Raw genomic sequence first — 18063 nt, forward strand, 5'->3', positions numbered from 1 at the left:
AACGGCGATCCGCCCCGGCGCTCGCGAAAACGCCACCGGGAGTCAGATACCGCCAAGGCAGAGGTACTTGATCTCCAGGTATTCATCGAGGCCGTACTTCGAGCCTTCGCGGCCCAGGCCAGAGGCCTTGATGCCGCCGAACGGCGCCACTTCGTTGGAGATCAGACCGGTGTTGATGCCGAGCATGCCGTACTCCAGCGCCTCGCCGACGCGGAAGGCGCGGCCCAGGTCACGGGTATAGAAGTAGCCGGCCAGGCCGAACTCGGTGTCGTTGGCCTGGCGCACCACCTCGGCTTCGTCGCTGAAGCGGAACAGCGGCGCCAGGGGGCCGAAGGTTTCTTCGCGGGCCACGCGCATGTCGTGGGTCACCCCGGTCAGTACCGTGGGTTCGAAGAAGTTACCGCCCAGGGCATGCACCTTCCCGCCCTGCAGCACCTGCGCGCCTTTGCTCAGGGCATCGCTCAGGTGCGCCTGTACCTTGGCCACGGCATTGCCGTCGATCAGCGGGCCGGTGGTCACGCCCGCCTCCACGCCGTGACCGACCTTGAGCCTGGCCACGGCCGCCGCCAGCTTCTCGGCGAAAGCGTCGTACACCGCATCGTGCACGTACAGGCGGTTGGCGCAGACGCAGGTCTGCCCGGCGTTGCGGTACTTGGCGACCATGGCGCCCTCCACCGCCGCGTCCAGATCGGCATCCTCGAAGACGATGAAGGGCGCGTTGCCGCCCAGCTCCAGGGACAGTTTCTTCAGGGTCGGCGCGCACTGCTCCATGAGCTTGATACCGACGCCGGTGGAGCCGGTGAACGACAGCTTGCGCACGATGGGGTTGGCGCACAGCTCAAAGCCCACCTCACGGGAGCGCTCGGCGTCGGCCGGCAGCACATTGAACAGCCCGGCGGGAATACCGGCGCGCTCGGCCAGCACCGCCAGGGCCAGGGCGCTGAAAGGCGTTTGCGGCGCCGGCTTGAGCAGCATGGCGCAACCGGCGGCCAGGGCCGGGCCGGCCTTGCGGGTGATCATCGCCGCCGGGAAGTTCCAGGGCGTGATCGCCGCCGTCACGCCGACCGGTTCCTTGGTCACCAGCAGGCGCTTGTCGGCCTGATGGCCGGGGATGGTATCGCCGTAGACGCGCTTGGCCTCCTCGGCGAACCACTCGATGAACGACGCGGCGTACAGCACCTCGCCGCGCGCCTCGCTCAGCGGCTTACCCTGCTCGGCGGTCATGATCCACGCCAGGTCTTCCTGGTTGGCCAGCATCAGTTCGTACCAGGCGCGCAGCCGCGCGGCGCGCTCCTTGGCGGTCAGGGCGCGCCAGGCCGGCTGGGCGGCGCGGGCGGCGTCGATGGCGGCGCGGGTCTGCGCCGCGCCCAGGTTCGGCACCCGGCCCAGGGACTCGCCGCTGGCCGGGTTGAAGATTTCCGTGGTGGCGCCATCTTCGGCGTCGCACCACCGGCCGTCGATATACGCCTGGTGGCGCAGCAGCCGGGGATCGTTCAGTTGCATGGGATCATTCCTCTACGGTGGGAGCCTCGGCGGTAATGGTTTCAGTCCTGGTCGGGGACCTTGGCAAGCGGCACATCCTTGCTGAAGGTCTGGTCGTTCTCGCCACGGAAGAAGCGGGTGCCGTAGATCAGCAGGCACAGGCCAAGGCCGATGGCGAAGGCCCAGCCGGCGCCCTTGATCGCCAGTACCGCGCCGATCACCCCGGCGATGCCCAGGTCGCGCTGGCTGCGCGCCTCCATGATGCCCAGGCGCACGCTGACGTAGCCCTGGATCAGCAGGGTCAGCGCCAGGGCCACACCGAGAATCGGCTGCACCAGGGTCACCACCGGCAACAGCAGCAGGCCGGTGTTGGTGCCCCAGCGGAACGATCCGACGCCGCCGTAGATGGACTTCATCGCCTTGGCCCCGCCCTTGAAGCGCTCGGTGATCACCACCTGCATGGCCGCCCACTGCGGGCCGCACATGGCCACGTCGGGGCCGAGGATGCTCATCAGCGCGTTGCGCCCACCGAACAGCAGGTGCGAGCGGTTGGGGTCGAAGTCGATCTTCTCGTCACGGCGTACCTTGCCGCCCTCGTCGAGGATCGCCTGGTTGCTCAGCACATCGCCGAAGACCACCAGGTAGGCGGCCAGCACCGTGGGAATGGAGGTGATGAACATCATCAGCGGCGGCATACCCAGGCCGAACACGGTGTACTCGTTCCACAGGGTGATGAAGTCGGGCTTGCTGATGCCCCACTCGATGCTCGGCCACGGCGCCTCGCCGAAGAGGGGCGCGACGATCACCGCCAGCAGGATGATCGGGAAGATGCCCAGCTTGGCGAAGTTCCACCAGAAGCGGTTGCGCTTCTTCAACTCCTGGAAATGGATGGAGAACACCAGGTAGAAGGCCACGCCGATGGCGATGGAGATGGTCCAGGGGAAGGCATCGAAACGCCCGCCTTCCTTGAACACGGTCACCACCGCGCTGAGTCCGGCGCCCATGATGATCCCGGCCTTGAGCGCCGAGGGCACCAGCGACACCACCTTGCGCGCCATGCCGCTCATGCCCAGGCCGATGGAAAATATCCCCAGCATCAACTGGAAGGCGATCAGCGCATGCACCCGCTCCGGACCCTCCGGGAACTGGCTGCAATAGGCCATGAGCATGGGGATGGCCGGGGTGATCCAGCCCGGCACCACCGGGTCGCCGAGCAGGTGGTGGATCAGGTACAGCAGGCCGTTGAGCATGACCACCGCCAGCGCCACCTCGAACGGCATGCCGAGGAATTCGGTCATCAACGGGATCGCCGCCAGATCCACCGCACACATGAGCAGACCCTGCATGTAGTCGGAGATTTCGAAGCGGTAGTGGATGAAGGGCAGGCGCAGCTTGAACGGCCCCAGCGGGGTGTAGGGCGCTTCCGGGCCCTGTTCGTGCGGATCGGACATGTGGATCACCTAGTCTTATTAGAGTTGTAAACCAGTTCGCCCCAGAGGGTCTGTTGACGTTTCAGCGCAAGCCGCGTTGCCGCGAGAAATCTCGCCAGGCCGGGCGGCGATCCGCTAGGCGGAGGACGCAGGGAATGGTGTTCCCTTGCCAAGTCCTCCAACGACGCATGGCGAGATTTCCCGCGCAACCCGTAGGGCCGGGCCCGTTTTGTCGCGATACTGCGTTTCTCGCCGGCTCATTTGGCCAGCCAAACTTCGCGGCTCGTGCCTTGCCTCGCGGCAAAACGGGCTCCGGCGCGGTCGTGCTGAAACGTCAACAGACCCTAGGCCCCGGGGCGTTTCATCAGCGGTTGCGCATGCTCAATAAGCAGCGCGGTAGATCTTCTCGATATCCGCCGCGGTAAGCCGGCGCGGGTTGTTGCGCATCAGCCGGTCGATCTTGCTGGCCTCCTCGGCCATGGTCGGGATGGCGTCTTCCGGCACGCCGAAGCTGCGCATGCCCTTGGGGATGTCGACACTGGCGCACAGCTCGGCCATGGCCTCGACGGCCAGGTCGGCGGCGGCCTTGTCGCCCAGGCCATGCACCGGCACGCCCATGGCGGCGGCGATCTCGGCCATGCGCTCGACGCAGGCCAGCTTGTTCCAGGCCATCACGTAGGGCAGCAACAGGGCGTTGCTGACCCCATGGGCGATGTTGAAACGACCGCCCAGGGGATAGGCCAGGGCATGCACGGCGCCGACCCCGGCGTTGCCGAAGGCCATGCCGGCCATCAGGCTGGCGGTGGCCATGTCCTCGCGGGCGACCAGGTCGGCCGGGTTGGCGTAGGCCTTGGGCAGGGCCTTGGCGATCAGCTTGATGGCGCCGATGGCCAGGGCGTCGGTGATCGGCGAGGCATTCACCGACAGGTACGACTCCACGGCATGCACCAGGGCATCGACGCCACTGGCGGCGGTCACGCTGCGCGGGCAGGTCAGGGTCATCAGCGGGCTGACCAGGGCCACGTCGGGCAGCAGGTAGTCGCTGACGATGCCTTTTTTCAGTTGCGCTTTCTTGTCCGAGAGAATGGACACATTGGTCACTTCCGAGCCGGTGCCGGCGGTGGTCGGAATGGCGATCAGCGGCGGCCCCTTGCGCTTGACCTGGTCGACGCCGAACAGCTCCTCCAGCGCGCCGTCATGGCCGACGTAGCCGGCCACGGCCTTGGCGATATCGATGGCGCTGCCACCGCCGACGCCGATCAGACCGTCATGGCCGCCAGCGCGGTACACCTCGGCACAGGCTTCGACGATGGCGATCTCCGGCTCCGGCTCGACGCCGTCGAAGATGCCATAGGGGCGCTCGCCCAGTTGCTTCAGTACGTGGTCGACCGTGCCCGATTTGATCAGGATGGCGTCGGTGACGATCAGTGGATTGTCGATCTTCAGGCGGGGCAGTTCGATGGCCAGTTGCTCGACGGCGCCCTGGCCGGTCAGCAGCTTATTGGCAATCTTGAATGCGGCGATACTCATCAGCGGGCCCTTTTATGCGTTGTTTTGCTGGACGGGTTCGGGCCTGCTCATAGCGAATCCTGTGCCAGCTTGCGCAAAGCCTTGAGCCAGACGCCTTGCGTCGATTTGTCACAGCGCCGAACACGCTCACACCGATCAGAAAACCAATCAAAATCCTGCGCCTTGATCAGTTTTCTAATCAGCGTGCTCCCACTTCTTCATCTTCTGCACCACGGTCGCCTGGCTCACCCCCAGGGCCTTGGCCGCTTCGCGGGTGGTCTTGTAACGCACCAGCGCCTTGCGGATCAGGCTGCGCTCCAGGTTTTCCACGCGCTTGCGCAGCGACAACTGGCTGTCATCGCCCTCTTCCACGGCGATGTTGCGCACCTCTTCGGGCAGGTCGAAGATCTCCACGCTGGCGCCGGTGCAGGTGACCACCAGGCGTTCGACCAGGTTGATCAGCTCGCGGATATTGCCCGGCCAGGGGTAATCGATCAGGGCGTCCAGCGCCTCCAGTCCCCATTCCAGTTCGCGGCCATAGCGGCGATTGAATTCGGCCAGGTAGAAGTCGAGCAATGGCTGGACTTCCTCGGGGCGCTCGCGCAGCGCCGGGATATGGATGGGCACCACGTTGAGCCGGTAGTAGAGGTCGGCGCGGAAGCGCCCTTCGGCGACCATGCGCCGCAGGTCGTGGTGGGTGGCGGTGATGATGCGCACGTCCACCTCCTTGAGCTCCAGGCCGCCGACCGCAATGAAGCGGCTTTCCTCGATGACCTTGAGCAGCTTGACCTGCAGCGCCAGGGGCAGGTCGCCGATCTCGTCGAGAAACACCGTGCCCTGATGCGCCAGCTCCAGCAGGCCGCGCTTGCCCTTGCTGCCAGCGCCGGTGAAGGCGCCCGGCACGTAGCCGAACAGCTCGGCCTCGATCAGGTTTTCCGGCAGGGCGCCGCAGTTCAGCGCCAGGAAGGGCTGCGCGGCGCGGGCACTGGCCTTGTGGATGTACTGGGCGATCAGGGTCTTGCCCACCCCGGTCTCGCCCTGCAACAGGACCTTCACGTCGCTGGCGGCGACCTGCCGGGCCTGGGCGAAGACCCGTCCCGAGGCCGGTTGTTCGGCCACCGGCGAGGCATCGAGCAGGTCGTCGCGCTGGCCGGCATGCAGGCGCGCGGTGCTGTTGCGCAACTGCTTGAGCTGCTGCAGCTCGTCACGCTCGTGCTTCATGCGCAGCAGCTCGGTCATGTCGCGCACGGTGCTGACCACGTAGCGCACCCGGCCATCGGCGGCGAAGATCGGCGTACCGCTGACCAGCAGGCGCTTGCCCTGGCTGACGCTCTGCATCATCGACAGCGCCCTGCCCTCCTTGAGCACGCGCAGCGACACCGACTGCGAGATCACGCCCTGCTCCACCAGGGCCTGCATGTGCCGCCCGAGCACGTCCTCGCTGCGCAGGCCGGTCAGGCGTTCGTAGGCACGGTTGACCTTGAGGGTCATGCCCTCGGCATCGGTGATGTAGACGCCATCGTGCAGGGCGTCGAGCAGTTCACGGAAACTGGGATCGTCGAAATCCATGGGGCTTCCCCGGAAAGGCGCAGGTAAAGCGCGACAGTCTACCGGGTCACAGGATCGCTATCGCCAGAACGAGGCACGGACCATGAAAGAATTCTCACGGTTTCAGCGATGGCCGGTGAAGGGGTCGTGGCCATCCTGCGAGACCTGCGCCGCGACTACTATTCGCCGCGGGGGCGCGGCTCCCACTGGGTCGCGGTAGACCGCCGCCCCGGGTAGGAGCCCCGACCTCGGGACGAAACGATCGTGACCATTCGGCGGAACCTGCGCCGCGACCACTAATCGCCGCGGGGGCGCGGCTCCCACAGGAGCCCGGCAGACCACCGCCCGTGGGGAGCCCCGACCTCGGGGCGAAGCGATCGTGGCCATTCGGCGGAACCTGCGTCGCGACCACTAATCGCCGCGGGGGCGCGACTCCCACAGGAGCCCGGCAGACCACCGCCCGTGGGGAGCCCCGACCTCGGGGCGAAGCGATCGTGGCCATTCGGCGGAACCTGCGTCGCGACCACTAATCGCCGCGGGGGCGCGACTCCCACAGGAGCCCGGCAGACCACCGCCCGTGGGGAGCCCCGACCTCGGGGCGAAGCGATCGTGGCCATTCGGCGGAACCTGCGCCGCGACCACTAATCGCCGCGGGGGCGCGGCTCCCACTGGGTCGCGGTAGACCGCCGCCCCGGGTAGGAGCCCCGACCTCGGGGCGAAGCGATCGTGACCATTCGGCGGAACCTGCGCCGCGACCACTAATCGCCGCGGGGGCGCGGCTCCCACAGGAGCCCGGCAGACCGCCGCCCCGGGTAGGAGCCCCGACCTCGGGGCGAAGCGATCGTGACCATTCGGCGGAACCTGCGCCGCGACCACTAATCGCCGCGGGGGCGCGGCTCCCACAGGAGCCCGGCAGACCACCGCCCGTGTGGGAGCCCCGACCTCGGGGCGAAGCGATCGTGACCATTCGGCGGAACCTGCGCCGCGACCACTAATCGCCGCGGGGGCGCGACTCCCACAGGAGCCCGGCAGACCACCGCCCGTGTGGGAGCCCCGACCTCGGGGCGAAGCGATCGTGGCCGTTCAGCGGCGCGCCAGCCAGGCCGTGAAACGCTGTTCGAGGGCGTCGCCATGCTCGGCCCAGAAGTCGACGCCGATGGCCAGCGCGTCACGCATGTTCGCCTCGGCCGTGGGCAAGCGTGCCGCCCGTTCCGCGGAGAGCGAGCTGGTCGCCTGGCGGTTCACCGGCCCGTAGGGAATCAGCTCGGCGAAGGCCCGTTGCGGCTCCGCCTGGCTGGCGAAGTGGATGAAACGCTCGGCCTCCTGCACATTGATGCTGCCGCGGGGAATGGCCCAGAAATCGAAATCGTAGATACTGCCGGCCCAGACCAGCCCCAGCTTGGCGCCCTGATCCTGGGCGGCGCCGATGCGCCCGCTGTAGGCCGCGCTCATCACCACCCCGCCATCGGCCAGGCGCCTCACGGGCTCCTCGCCGGCCTGCCACCAGCGGATATGCGGCCGGAGCTCATCGAGCTTGCGGAACGCCTGCTCGACACCGGCCGCGGTGGCCAACCGGGTGTAGACCTCCGAGGCGGGCACGCCGTCGGCCAGAAGCGCGAACTCCAGATTGTACTTGGCGCCCTGGCGCAGGCCGCGCCCCCCCGGGAAACGCTGAACATCCCAGAAATCCGCCCAATTGCGCGGTGCCTGGGACAGGCGTTCGGTATCGTAGGCCAGCGCCATGGACCAGACGAAGGTGCCGACGCCGCATGGGCGCAGCGCGCCGGGCAACAGGTCCCCGGCCTCACGTTGCAGCGACTCGGACAGCGGCCGGAACAGCCCCTCCTCGCAGCCCCGGGCCAGCTCGGGCGATTCCACTTCCATGACATCCCAGGTCACGTGCTGCATGGCCTGCATACGCCGCAGCTTGTCGAATTGGCCGTTATAGGAACCATTGACCACCAGCACGTCGGTGGCCTCCTTGAATGGACGGTAGAACGCCTGTCGCTGCGCTTCGCGCACGGAACCACCGAAGGAGACGACATTGATCTGGGCGGCCAGTAGCGGCTGCCCGACGAGGATGCAGGCCAAAACGCCCCAACGACATAGACTCCGTACGAACATAGCTCACTCCTTGCATGAAGGGCACACAGCCCGGAGCCCAGGCCCCGGGATTCCTTGCCCCGTGTTCAGCCGGGCTGCTGGGTGCGCAACTTCTCGCTGCGGCCGCGCAGCCATTCCAGGGTCAGCAGCAGCAGGATGGAGAAACCGATCAGCAACGTCGCCGCGGCGGCGATGGTCGGGCTGAGGTTCTCGCGGATGCCGCTGAACATCTGCCGCGGCAGGGTAACCTGCTGCGGGCCGGCGAGGAACAGGGTCACCACCACTTCATCGAAGGAGGTGGCGAAGGCGAACAGCGCGCCACTGATCACCCCCGGCGCGATCAGCGGCAGGGTCACCCGGCGGAACGCGGTGAGCGGCGAGGCGCCGAGGCTGGCCGCGGCGCGCACCAGGTTGTAGTTGAAGCCCTGCAGGGTGGCCGATACGGTGATGATGACGAAGGGCACGCCGAGCACGGCGTGCACCACGATCAGCGACAGGTAGCCGTTGGCCAGCCCGAGCGGGGCGAAGAACAGGTAGCTGGCCACGCCGACGATCACCACCGGCACCACCATCGGCGAGATCATCAGGCTCATCAGCAGCGCCTTGCCGCGGAACTCGGCACGGGTCAGGCCGATCGCCGCCAGGGTGCCGAGGATCATGGCCAGGATGGTGGCCGCCGGGGCGATGATCAGGCTGTTCTTCAGCGCCCGCATCCAGCTCGCCGAGGAAAAGAAGTCCTCGTACCAGCGCAGCGAGAAGCCCTGCATCGGGTAGATCAGGAAGGTGCCGGAGTTGAACGACAGCGGCACCATCACCAGGATCGGCAGCACCAGGAACAGCAGCACCAGGCCGCAGAGCAGACGCAGGCCGTAATACCAGGCGCGCTCGACAGGGGACATGTAGGGACTGAGCATAGCGTCTTACTCCAGTGTTCTTTTGGCTTGAAGCGCCCCTCTCCGCTCTATCGGAGAGGGTTTGGGGGCGATGCGAATGAAACACCGCCCTCTCCCGCCCTGCGGGCACCCTCTCCCGGGGGAGAGGGTCATCGGATGGCCTGCTACGCAGACCGTTTATCCAAGGCGCATGCGCCCGGCGCCGACCAGCCAGCTGTAGACCACGTACAGCAGCAGGGTGGCGACCAGCAGCAATCCGCCCAGCGCGGTGGCCATGCCCCAGTTGATGGTGGTGTTGGTGTAGAAGGCGACGAAGTAGCTGACCATCTGATCGCTGGGGCTGCCGAGCAGCGCCGGGGTGATGTAGTAGCCGATCGACAGGATGAACACCAGCAGGCAGCCCGCGCCCACGCCGGCCAGGGTCTGCGGGAAGTACACCCGCCAGAAACTGGCGAAGGGGTGGCAGCCGAGGGAAATCGCCGCGCGCATGTAGCTCGGCGAAATACCCTTCATCACGCTGTAGATCGGCAGGATCATGAACGGCAGCATGATGTGCACCATGGAGATGTATACGCCCATGCGGTTGAACACCAGTTCCAGGGGCTGGTCGATCAGGCCGAGCTTGATCAGCGCGCTGTTGATCAGGCCGCCGGACTGCAGCAGCACGATCCAGGCGGCGACGCGCACCAGGATCGAGGTCCAGAACGGCAGCAGCACCATGATCATCAACAGGTTGCCCTGGCGCGTCGGCAGGTTGGCCAGCAGGTACGCCAGCGGATAGGCCAGCAGCAGGCAGATCGCGGTGATCACCGTGCCCATCCAGAAGGTACGGGCGAAGATGTCCAGGTAGATGGCCTGGTCCGGGGTGGTCTTGACCACGGCACCGAGGTCGTCGATCCGGTGGTCGAGGGCGGCCAGCAGGTAGTACGGCGTCCAGGCGCTGGTATTGCGGCGGATGGTCTGCCAGTAGGCCGGATCGCCCCAGCGTTCGTCGAACGACTCCAGGGCATCCTTGTAGGAAGCCGGTTGCGGATCGAAGGGCAGCGCCCGGCCGGTCTTGGCCAGCAGGCTGCGGTAACCGGCCAGCTCCATGTTCAGGCGCTTGGACAGATCGCCCAGGGTCTGCTGCTCGCGGGCCTCGGCCAGATCCCGGGCGAGTGCCGCATAGACCGGCTCGGCGGGCAGACCACGGCCGTCCCACTGCTCGATGGCGGTCACGGTGCGCGGCAGCGAACGGATGACGTCGGGGTTGTCCACGCTGCGGTACAGCAACGCCGCGATCGGCACCAGGAAGGTGAGCACGAGAAACAGCACCAGCGGCAGGATCAACGCCTGGGACTTGAGGCGGTTCATCCGCTCGGCACGCCCCAGGCGCTGTTTGAGCGTAGGGCCGGTGACCTCGTCGAGGGGCACTGCAAGAGCCATGGGCTAACTCCGGTGTAACGAAATAGGAAATCGGGGTGACGCGCGAGGCCGGTGGGCGACACCGGCCTGCTTCGGGGCGTTACTTGGCGGCCCAGGCGTTGAAGCGCTGCTCCAGGACTTCACCGAAGTCGGCCCAGAAGGCCACGTCCATGGCGACCTGGTTGGCGATGTTCTCCGGCGCGGTCGGCAGGTCGGCGGCGACCTTGGCGTCGAGCAGTTCCACGGCCTTCGGATTGACCGGGCCGTAGGCGATGTTTTCCGAATAGATCTTCTGCTGCTCGGGCTTGAGGGTGTAGGCGATGAACTTCAGCGCTTCGTCCTTGTTCTTCGCGCCCTTGGGAATGGCCCAGGCGTCGAAGTCGTAGATGCCGCCGTCCCACACCACCTTGAGGCTGCTGCCTTCCTTCTGGGTGGCGGCGATGCGGCCGTTGTAGGCCGAGCTCATGACCACGTCGCCGGAGGCCAGGTACTGCGGCGGCTGGGCGCCGGCTTCCCACCACTGGATGTGCGGCTTGAGTTCGTCGAGCTTCTTGAAGGCACGCTCCTGACCATCCTTGCTGGCCAGCACCTTGTACACGTCCTTGGGCGCGACGCCGTCGGCCATCAGAGCGAACTCCAGGGTGTACTTGGCGCCCTTGCGCAGGCCGCGCTTGCCGGGGAATTTCTTCACGTCCCAGAAATCCGCCCAGTTGGTCGGCGCCGTGCTCAGCTTGTCGGCGTTGTAGGCCATGACCGTCGACCAGACGAAGAAGCCGACGCCGCAGAAGGTCGCCGCGCCGGGCACCAGGGCGTCCTTGTCGCCGATCACCGAATAGTCGATCTCTTCGAACAGGTCTTCATCGCAGCCGCGGGCCAGTTCCGGCGACTCGACCTCGACCAGATCCCAGGACACGCTGTTGGTGTCGACCATGGCTTTGACCTTGGCCATTTCACCGTTGTATTCGCCGGCGATGATCTTGCCGTTGCCCGCCGCTTCCCAAGGCTGGTAGTAGGCCTTGACCTGGGCGTCCTTGTTGGCGCCACCGAAGTTGATCACGGTGAGGTTCGCCGCCTGAACCTGTGCGGCACAGATCAGCCCCAGGGTCAGTGCGGAAAGAGAGAGAATCTTCGACATTTCTTGGCTTGCTCCGAGTGCAGTGGTAAAGCGAGAAACGCCTGATCAATCCGCCGACAGCGGATCGAGGGCGCGGACATGCTCGACTTGCCAGCCGAGCGGGATCACATCGCCAACGGCCAGAGCGGGATCGAGCTCGGCAATCGGCTGCTTGACGAAGAAATCGGTCTTGCCGCAGACCTCGAGGCGCACACGCACGTGATCGCCGAGGTAGATGAACTCCGAGACGCGCCCGGAAAAGCGGTTGTCGCAGGTCTGCGCCGCGGCATTCAGGCGAATGCGCTCGGGGCGGATCGACAGGCTCACCGCTTCGCCGGGCTGGCCGACGTTGACCGCCAGCGCCTGCACCTTCTCGCCGCGCCCCAGGCCGACCGTACAGGTGTCGCCCTGGCGCTCGAGCAGTTCGCCGGCAAAGCGGTTGTTCTCGCCGATGAACTGGGCGACGAAGGTATTGCACGGCGATTCGTACAGCTCGCGCGGCGAGGCGATCTGCTGGATCTCGCCCTGGTGGAACACCGCCACCCGGTCGGACATGGTCAGCGCTTCGCTCTGGTCGTGGGTCACGTAGACCACGGTCACGCCGAGGCGCTGGTGGATATGCTTGATCTCCATCTGCATGTGCTCGCGCAGTTGCTTGTCCAGCGCCCCCAGGGGTTCGTCCATCAGCACCAGCTGCGGCTCGAACACCAGGGCGCGGGCCAGGGCCACGCGCTGCTGCTGACCACCGGACAGTTGCGCCGGGTAACGGCCGGCGAAGGCATCCAGTTGCACCATGGACAGCGAACGCTTGACCCGCTCGCCGATGTCGGTCTTGCTCAGCCCGCGCACGCTGAGGGGAAAGGCCAGGTTTTCGGCCACGGTCATGTGCGGAAACAGCGCGTAGTTCTGGAACACCATGCCGATGTCGCGCTTGTGCGGCGGCACATTGTTCAAACGTTTGCCGCCCAGGGTGATCTCACCGGCCGTGGGGGTCTCGAAACCGGCCAGCATCATCAGGCTGGTGGTCTTGCCGGAACCGGACGGCCCCAGCAGGGTCAGAAACTCGCCTTTGCGAATGTCCAGATTGAGGTCTTTGACGATCAGGTTTTCGCCATCGTAGCTTTTCTGCACGCCACGAAAACTGACCAGAACCTCGTTGGAAGAAGTGTCGCCCATCACCGCACCTGCCTGCTTGTCTACCGTGCTCGAAGCCTAGGGCCGCGGACCGGGCCTGCAAATCGGGCGTGATGACAACTTGCTATAAGGCGGGCGGAAACGCCGTGTAGGGCAATCCCTACACGAATGTCGCAAATGGACAAGTATGACCGCGTGCCCCCTCATGCCATGGCGGCCCGGCGAAGAAAGTCATGTCGCAAACAGGTAAATCGCGACAGCGACCCCACTCAGATCAGCTTGTGCTCCACCGCATAGCGCACCAGGTCCGCCACCGAATGCAGGTTGAGCTTCTGCATCAGGCGCGCCTTGTGCGTGCTGATGGTCTTGCTGCTGAGCGCCAGCTGGGCGGCGATCTCGTTGACCCCCTCGCCCTGCACCAGGCGCTCGAAGACCGAGAACTCGCGCTCGGAGAGCAGTGCATGGGGTGGCCGCGAGTCGGTCAGGCCGACTTCGAAGACCATGCGGTCGGCCAGGTCCGGATCGATGTAGCGCCCGCCTGCGGCCACCTTGCGGATCGCGGTGAGCAGCAGGGCCGGGTCGCTGTCCTTGGTGGCGTAACCGGCCGCGCCGATCTTCAGGGCACGGGCGGCCATCTGCGCCTCGTCGTGCATGGACAGCACCAGGATCGCCGGCGGCTGGCTCAACGCGCGAATCCGTGGAATCGCCTCCAGGCCATTGACCCCGGGCATGGAAATATCCAGCAGCACCACCTCGCAGGGCGTCTGGCGCAAGGCCTCGAGCAGCTGCTCGCCATTGCTCGCCTCGCCGACCACCTGCAGATCCCTGGCCAGGCCGATCAACTGCTTGATGCCCTCACGGACGATGGTGTGGTCTTCAGCCACCAGTACTCGGATCACGCGCACGCCCTCTGCTCAGTCAATGGATACGCACTCGTTCAGCGGCACCCTCACCCGCAACAGGGTACCTTCCCCGACGCGGCTGTCGATGCTCAATTGCCCACCGAGCATCAGCACCCGCTCGCGCATGCCCACCAGGCCGAAGGAATCGCTGCGTACCGCCTCGGGCCGAAAGCCCCGGCCATCGTCGCCGATGTTCAGGCACAGGGTCTCGCCCTGCAGCTCCAGGCTGACCTCCACCGTCTGCGCCTCGGCGTGGCGCATGACGTTGGTCAGGGCCTCCTGCAGGATGCGGAACAGGCCGATGGCCTTGGCATCGGCCAGGTCCGGCAGGTGCTCGGGCACCTCGACCAGGCAGGGAATCTGCGTGCGCGCCTCGAAACGCCGGGCCTGCCATTCGATGGCCGAGGCGATACCGGCATCGAGAATCGGCGGACGCAGCGCCGTGGCCACATCGCGAACCAGCTGGAACAACTGGGCGATGAGGCGCTTCATGTTGTCCAGGCGCTCGCGCAGGCCGGGATCCAGGCTGGCGAAGCCCAGTTCGCACATGGAGGTTTCCAGCTTGAGCACGGTCAGCACCTGTCCCAGCTCGTCATGCACCTCGCGGGCGATGCGCGCCTTTTCTTCCTCGCGCACGCTTTCCAGGTGCGCCGACAGATCGCGCAACTGCGCCTGGGACTCGGCCAGGGCCAGTTCGTTGCGCTTGTTCTCGCTGATGTCCCAGACCACGCCATCCCAGATCACCCGGCCATCGTCCTGGGTACGCGCCATGGCCTTGATGTCGGCCCAGCGCTGCTCGCCGGTGCGGGTGAGGATGCGCCCCTGCCAGTGCCAGTCGCTGTCACTGTCCAGGGCGCGATCCTGGGTCGCGTGATAGCCGGCCTTGTCGGCCGGGTGCACCAGGCTGCGCAAACCGCGGTCGGGTTCGAGCAGGGTCGCCGCCGAATACCCGGCCAGGCTTTCGCTGCCCTCGCCGATGAAGGCGAACAGCGCCGGATCGCCGGGCCGCGCCCGTTCCAGACGGAACACCACACCGGGCACGTTGGCGGCGATGCCCTGCAGACGCGCCTCGCTTTCCTGCAACGCGGCCAGGGCGCGGCGGCGCTCGGTGACATCGGTGATGAACACCACCAGGTACTCGGTATCGCGGTAGCTGAGAAAGCTCAGCGACACATCGGCGGGCAGATCGCTGCCATCGGCGCGGCGACAATCGGTCTCGAAATTCAGCGGCCCTTCGTCGCCCTTGCGCGCCCGCCGCCAGAGGCTGAGCCAGCGGTCCATGCTCAAGGTCGGCTCGAAATCGACCAGTGGCCGGTCGACCACGCCGCCGCGGCGGTAGCCGAGCATCCGCTCCGCCGCCCGGTTGGCGTAGCGCACGTGGCTGTCCCAGTTGACCCAGAGGATGCCCACCGTGCTGTGGTCGATGGAGAACTGCGACAGGCGCAGGGCGTCGCGGGCCACCTCGCGCAACTCGATCTCATGCCGCGCGGCGAGCAGGCGGAACTCCAGGCTGTCGTACTGGCGCCGCATCCACAGCAACAGCAGCAGGGCGAACGCCAGCAATAGGCCGAGCAGCAGGCTGATGCCGCGCCAGAAGCTCGAGGTGCTTTCCTGCTGCAGGTAGCTGGGCGGCAGCCAGCGGCTGTGCAACGCCTCCAGGTCGCGGGCGGGCAAGGCGCGCAGGGCGACGTCGATGATCGCCGACAGCTCGGGCCAGTCACGTCGCGAAGCCACCCGCAACAACTGCGGAAAACCGATATCGCCGACGATCGCCAGGCCGAGGAACTCGGGTTCGCGGGACAAGCGGCCCAGTTGCGCCTCATCGAGCACCGCGTAGCTGGCCTGCTGATTGAGCACCTGCTGCAGGGCCTGGCGCGGCGATGCCGCTACCTGCAGGGAAAGCCTGGGGTAACTGCTCTGCAGGTAGTCGAGCACCGCTTCCGGCACTTTCAGCGCGACCGACGAACGCTCATCGAGTTGCTCCAGGTCGACGGCGCCCCCCGTGTCGCGCTCGCCCACCAGCAAGTGCGAGACACGCAGATAGGGATCGGAGAACAGCCAGCGCCGCAACCCGGACGGGCTCTGGCTGAGGCCGGGGGCGAGATCGATCTGGTCGTTGACCAGGGCGAGTTCGAGCTCTTCCTGGGTCTGGTAGCTGCGCCAGCGCAGCTCGACGTGCATCAGCGCGGCCAAGGCGCTCAGCAGCTCGATGTTGGCGCCGGTCAGCCGATGCAGACGCCGATCCAGCTGCGCATAGGGCGCCTGCAACACCACCCCGGCGCGCAGCACCGGGTGGGCTTGCAGCCAGGCCCGCTGGGCCGGGTCGAACACCTGGGCGGGCGCCACCGGCGGCTCTTGCGTCCATGCGGCGTGCGACACGATCAGCAGGAGAAACAGGCAACAGCGACGCATCATGCTCGGGTACCGGAAAAACAGGGTGTAAGGGGAATGTCGGCCATCCCGGCGGATTAAGCCACAGACGCGCGCCTGCTTGCCTGACAAATGCAGCGCAAGTCATTAGGGTCTGTTGCCGTTTCAGCACGACCGCGCCGGAGCCCGTTTTGCCGCGAGGCAAGGCTCGAGCCGCGAAGTTTAGCGGGCTAAATGAGCCGGCGAGAAACGCCGCATCGCGGCAAAACGGGCCCGGCCCTGCGGGTTGCGCGGGAAATCTCGCCATGCGTCGTTGGAGGACTTGGCAAGGGAACGCCATTCCCGGCATCCTCCGCCTCGCCTGGCGAGATTTCTCGCGGCAACGCGGCTTGCGCTGAAACGGCAACAGATCCTAGTCTGGCAGCAAGCCCGCCATCCGGACCGTTCAGATGCCGCCCCTGCGATACCCGATACCCTACCTGTTGGGCCTGAGCCTGCTGTTCGGCGCGGCCAACCTGCATGCCGAGCAGAGCCCACCACCCACGGATGGCCAGACCGCCCCCCCGGCGGCGCCGAGCGAACGCGCACCCCTGAGCGAACGCAGCGAACTCGAAGCCCTGGCGCTCGAGCGGCAACTGGCAGCCAGCGAACAGCAGCAACTGGAGGCCGATGGCAGCCACTTTCTCGCCCTGTGGCTGCCGGCCAACGTCGCCGAAGCCAAGGGCTTGGTGATTCTCCTGCCCGGTGACGACGAAAGCGCCGACGCGCCGCAGGGCGTCGGCCCGCTGCGGCGCAAGCTCCCGGATGCCGGCTGGCACAGCCTGAGCCTGACCCTCCCCGACCCACAGGGCGAGATCACCCCGGCGCGCACAGCCGAAAACGCCACAGCCGATGCCCCCGCCAGCGAAACGCCGGCAACCGATGCAGCCGCCGCCGAACCGCCGCCCAGCGTACCGACCCTGGCCCCGGAAGCGGCGCGCGCCGCCCATGTCGAACGGGTCTTCGCCCGCCTCGATGCCGGCATCGCCTTCGCCCAGCAACAGCAGGCCAGCCACATCGTCCTGCTCGGCACGGGCAGCGGCGCCTACTGGGCCGCGCGCTACCTCGCCGAACGCCCGCCCGCGACCGCCCCTGGGCTGCTGCTGGTGGCGACCCGCCAGCCGGTGGGCTTCGGCCCGGCGGTCGACGAATTGCTGCCGCAGATAAAAGTCAGCATTGGCGACTTCTACTACAAGGATCGTCCGGCCGATCGCGCCGCGGCGCTGAAGCGCAAGCAGGTCAGCCAGCGGCAGAAACAGCCCGCCTTCGTCCAGGTCGGGCTGGACGCCCTGCCCGGCAACCCGGCCATCGCCGAAGAACAGCTGTTCCGCCGCCTGCGCGGCTGGCTGGACAAGCACGGCGAGGGCGGCAAGGACTAGCCCCGTGGATAGCGTCTTGATCCTTGGCCTGCAAGCAGGGCTGACCAGTAGGAGCGTCGCCCCCGGCGCGATGCGATAGCGGCCATGCCGCAAGAATCGCACTATGGCCACCATTCGCCGCGAGGTCGCGGCTCCTACGGGGTCGCGGCAAACCACCGATCGTGTAGGAGCGTCGACCTCGGCGCGATGCGATGGCGGCCATGCCGCAAGAATCGCACTATGGCCACGATTCGCCGCGAGGTCGCGGCTCCTACGCAAATGGGGCCATTCCGCGCGCTTGTTGCTGAATCCCGGGGATTAGCCCGTAGCCCGGGTTGAGCGCAGCGATACCCGGAGGTCGTGGATCGGCTGCCCTGGGTTACGCCTTCGGCTAACCCAGGCTACACGCTGCAAGCAGGATCGTGTCCCTGGAAATGGTGTAACTGAACCAACCGAAGGCGCCCTACGGGCGAGAGAGGTGGGTCATCGTGGTTCTTGGCTAACGTTGAGTTTGCGAAGACCTAACGAGCACCAGGGAAACCACGATGACCAACCCCACTATCGCATTGACCAAATTGGTTGAGAAAGGGGCAGACGCTGATCTGCTCAAGCAAATGATCCAGTTCGTTGCCCAGCGCATGATGGAATTTGACGTCGAAGGCCTGTGCGGTGCCGGCTTCGATGTCAAAAGCCCTGACCGGTTGAACAGCCGCAACGGCTACCGTGATCGCCTCTGGCAAACCCGTGCTGGCGACGTTGATTTGAAGATCCCCAAAC

The 18063-nt window shown here is 66.5% G+C and carries 13 protein-coding genes; 2 read left to right on the plus strand and 11 right to left on the minus strand.

The window, feature by feature from the left end:
- Nucleotides 1-42: 42 nt before the first annotated feature.
- The 11 genes from gabD to DNK34_RS20785 form a co-directional block, all read right to left on the minus strand.
- The gene (gabD, locus tag DNK34_RS20730; RefSeq protein WP_131177118.1) at nucleotides 43-1503 is read right to left on the minus strand and encodes an NADP-dependent succinate-semialdehyde dehydrogenase; all 1461 of its coding nucleotides are present in this window, start codon (nucleotides 1501-1503) and stop codon (nucleotides 43-45) included.
- Nucleotides 1504-1544: 41 nt separating this feature from the next.
- On the minus strand, nucleotides 1545-2933 hold the full coding sequence (locus DNK34_RS20735) for a hypothetical protein (RefSeq protein ID WP_131177117.1): 1389 nt from the start codon (nucleotides 2931-2933) through the stop codon (nucleotides 1545-1547).
- 360 nt (nucleotides 2934-3293) lie between these two features.
- Nucleotides 3294-4442, minus strand: a complete 1149-nt coding sequence (locus tag DNK34_RS20745; RefSeq protein WP_131177115.1) for an iron-containing alcohol dehydrogenase — start codon at nucleotides 4440-4442, stop codon at nucleotides 3294-3296.
- A 174-nt stretch (nucleotides 4443-4616) separates the two neighbouring features.
- Complete coding sequence (locus DNK34_RS20750; protein ID WP_131177114.1) at nucleotides 4617-5990, minus strand: sigma-54 interaction domain-containing protein; 1374 nt, start codon at nucleotides 5988-5990, stop codon at nucleotides 4617-4619.
- A gap of 1062 nt (nucleotides 5991-7052) precedes the next feature.
- Nucleotides 7053-8093: an ABC transporter substrate-binding protein gene (locus DNK34_RS20755; protein ID WP_131177113.1), complete on the minus strand. Its 1041-nt coding sequence runs from the start codon at nucleotides 8091-8093 to the stop codon at nucleotides 7053-7055.
- A gap of 65 nt (nucleotides 8094-8158) precedes the next feature.
- Complete coding sequence (locus DNK34_RS20760; protein ID WP_131177112.1) at nucleotides 8159-8986, minus strand: ABC transporter permease; 828 nt, start codon at nucleotides 8984-8986, stop codon at nucleotides 8159-8161.
- Between the two features lie 156 nt (nucleotides 8987-9142).
- Nucleotides 9143-10390: an ABC transporter permease gene (locus DNK34_RS20765; protein WP_131177111.1), complete on the minus strand. Its 1248-nt coding sequence runs from the start codon at nucleotides 10388-10390 to the stop codon at nucleotides 9143-9145.
- A gap of 79 nt (nucleotides 10391-10469) precedes the next feature.
- Complete coding sequence (locus tag DNK34_RS20770; RefSeq protein WP_131177110.1) at nucleotides 10470-11504, minus strand: ABC transporter substrate-binding protein; 1035 nt, start codon at nucleotides 11502-11504, stop codon at nucleotides 10470-10472.
- A 45-nt stretch (nucleotides 11505-11549) separates the two neighbouring features.
- Nucleotides 11550-12659: an ABC transporter ATP-binding protein gene (locus DNK34_RS20775; protein ID WP_131177109.1), complete on the minus strand. Its 1110-nt coding sequence runs from the start codon at nucleotides 12657-12659 to the stop codon at nucleotides 11550-11552.
- Between the two features lie 227 nt (nucleotides 12660-12886).
- A complete protein-coding gene (locus DNK34_RS20780) occupies nucleotides 12887-13516 on the minus strand; it encodes a response regulator (RefSeq protein ID WP_131177160.1) in 630 nt (209 codons plus the stop codon).
- 15 nt (nucleotides 13517-13531) lie between these two features.
- A complete protein-coding gene (locus DNK34_RS20785) occupies nucleotides 13532-15934 on the minus strand; it encodes a PAS domain-containing sensor histidine kinase (RefSeq protein ID WP_131177108.1) in 2403 nt (800 codons plus the stop codon).
- Nucleotides 15935-16338: 404 nt separating this feature from the next.
- On the opposite strand from DNK34_RS20785, the gene DNK34_RS20790 reads away from it, so the two are divergent.
- On the plus strand, nucleotides 16339-17307 hold the full coding sequence (locus tag DNK34_RS20790) for an alpha/beta hydrolase family protein (RefSeq protein WP_131177107.1): 969 nt from the start codon (nucleotides 16339-16341) through the stop codon (nucleotides 17305-17307).
- A gap of 524 nt (nucleotides 17308-17831) precedes the next feature.
- Nucleotides 17832-18063 (plus strand): transposase (locus tag DNK34_RS20795; protein WP_207401623.1); only part of this gene is annotated, 232 nt, incomplete at its 3' end.

Source organism: Phytopseudomonas dryadis (assembly GCF_004327355.1).
Taxonomy (GTDB): domain Bacteria; phylum Pseudomonadota; class Gammaproteobacteria; order Pseudomonadales; family Pseudomonadaceae; genus Aquipseudomonas; species Aquipseudomonas dryadis.

Coding starts and splice junctions, on each gene's coding strand:
- DNK34_RS20785 (WP_131177108.1), bottom strand. CDS start 15,934: ATGATGCGTCGCTGTTGCCTGTTTCTCCTGCTGATCGTGTCGCACGCC.
- DNK34_RS20755 (WP_131177113.1), bottom strand. CDS start 8,093: ATGTTCGTACGGAGTCTATGTCGTTGGGGCGTTTTGGCCTGCATCCTC.
- DNK34_RS20750 (WP_131177114.1), bottom strand. CDS start 5,990: ATGGATTTCGACGATCCCAGTTTCCGTGAACTGCTCGACGCCCTGCAC.
- DNK34_RS20760 (WP_131177112.1), bottom strand. CDS start 8,986: ATGCTCAGTCCCTACATGTCCCCTGTCGAGCGCGCCTGGTATTACGGC.
- DNK34_RS20745 (WP_131177115.1), bottom strand. CDS start 4,442: ATGAGTATCGCCGCATTCAAGATTGCCAATAAGCTGCTGACCGGCCAG.
- gabD (WP_131177118.1), bottom strand. CDS start 1,503: ATGCAACTGAACGATCCCCGGCTGCTGCGCCACCAGGCGTATATCGAC.
- DNK34_RS20790 (WP_131177107.1), top strand. CDS start 16,339: ATGCCGCCCCTGCGATACCCGATACCCTACCTGTTGGGCCTGAGCCTG.
- DNK34_RS20770 (WP_131177110.1), bottom strand. CDS start 11,504: ATGTCGAAGATTCTCTCTCTTTCCGCACTGACCCTGGGGCTGATCTGT.
- DNK34_RS20775 (WP_131177109.1), bottom strand. CDS start 12,659: ATGGGCGACACTTCTTCCAACGAGGTTCTGGTCAGTTTTCGTGGCGTG.
- DNK34_RS20735 (WP_131177117.1), bottom strand. CDS start 2,933: ATGTCCGATCCGCACGAACAGGGCCCGGAAGCGCCCTACACCCCGCTG.
- DNK34_RS20765 (WP_131177111.1), bottom strand. CDS start 10,390: ATGGCTCTTGCAGTGCCCCTCGACGAGGTCACCGGCCCTACGCTCAAA.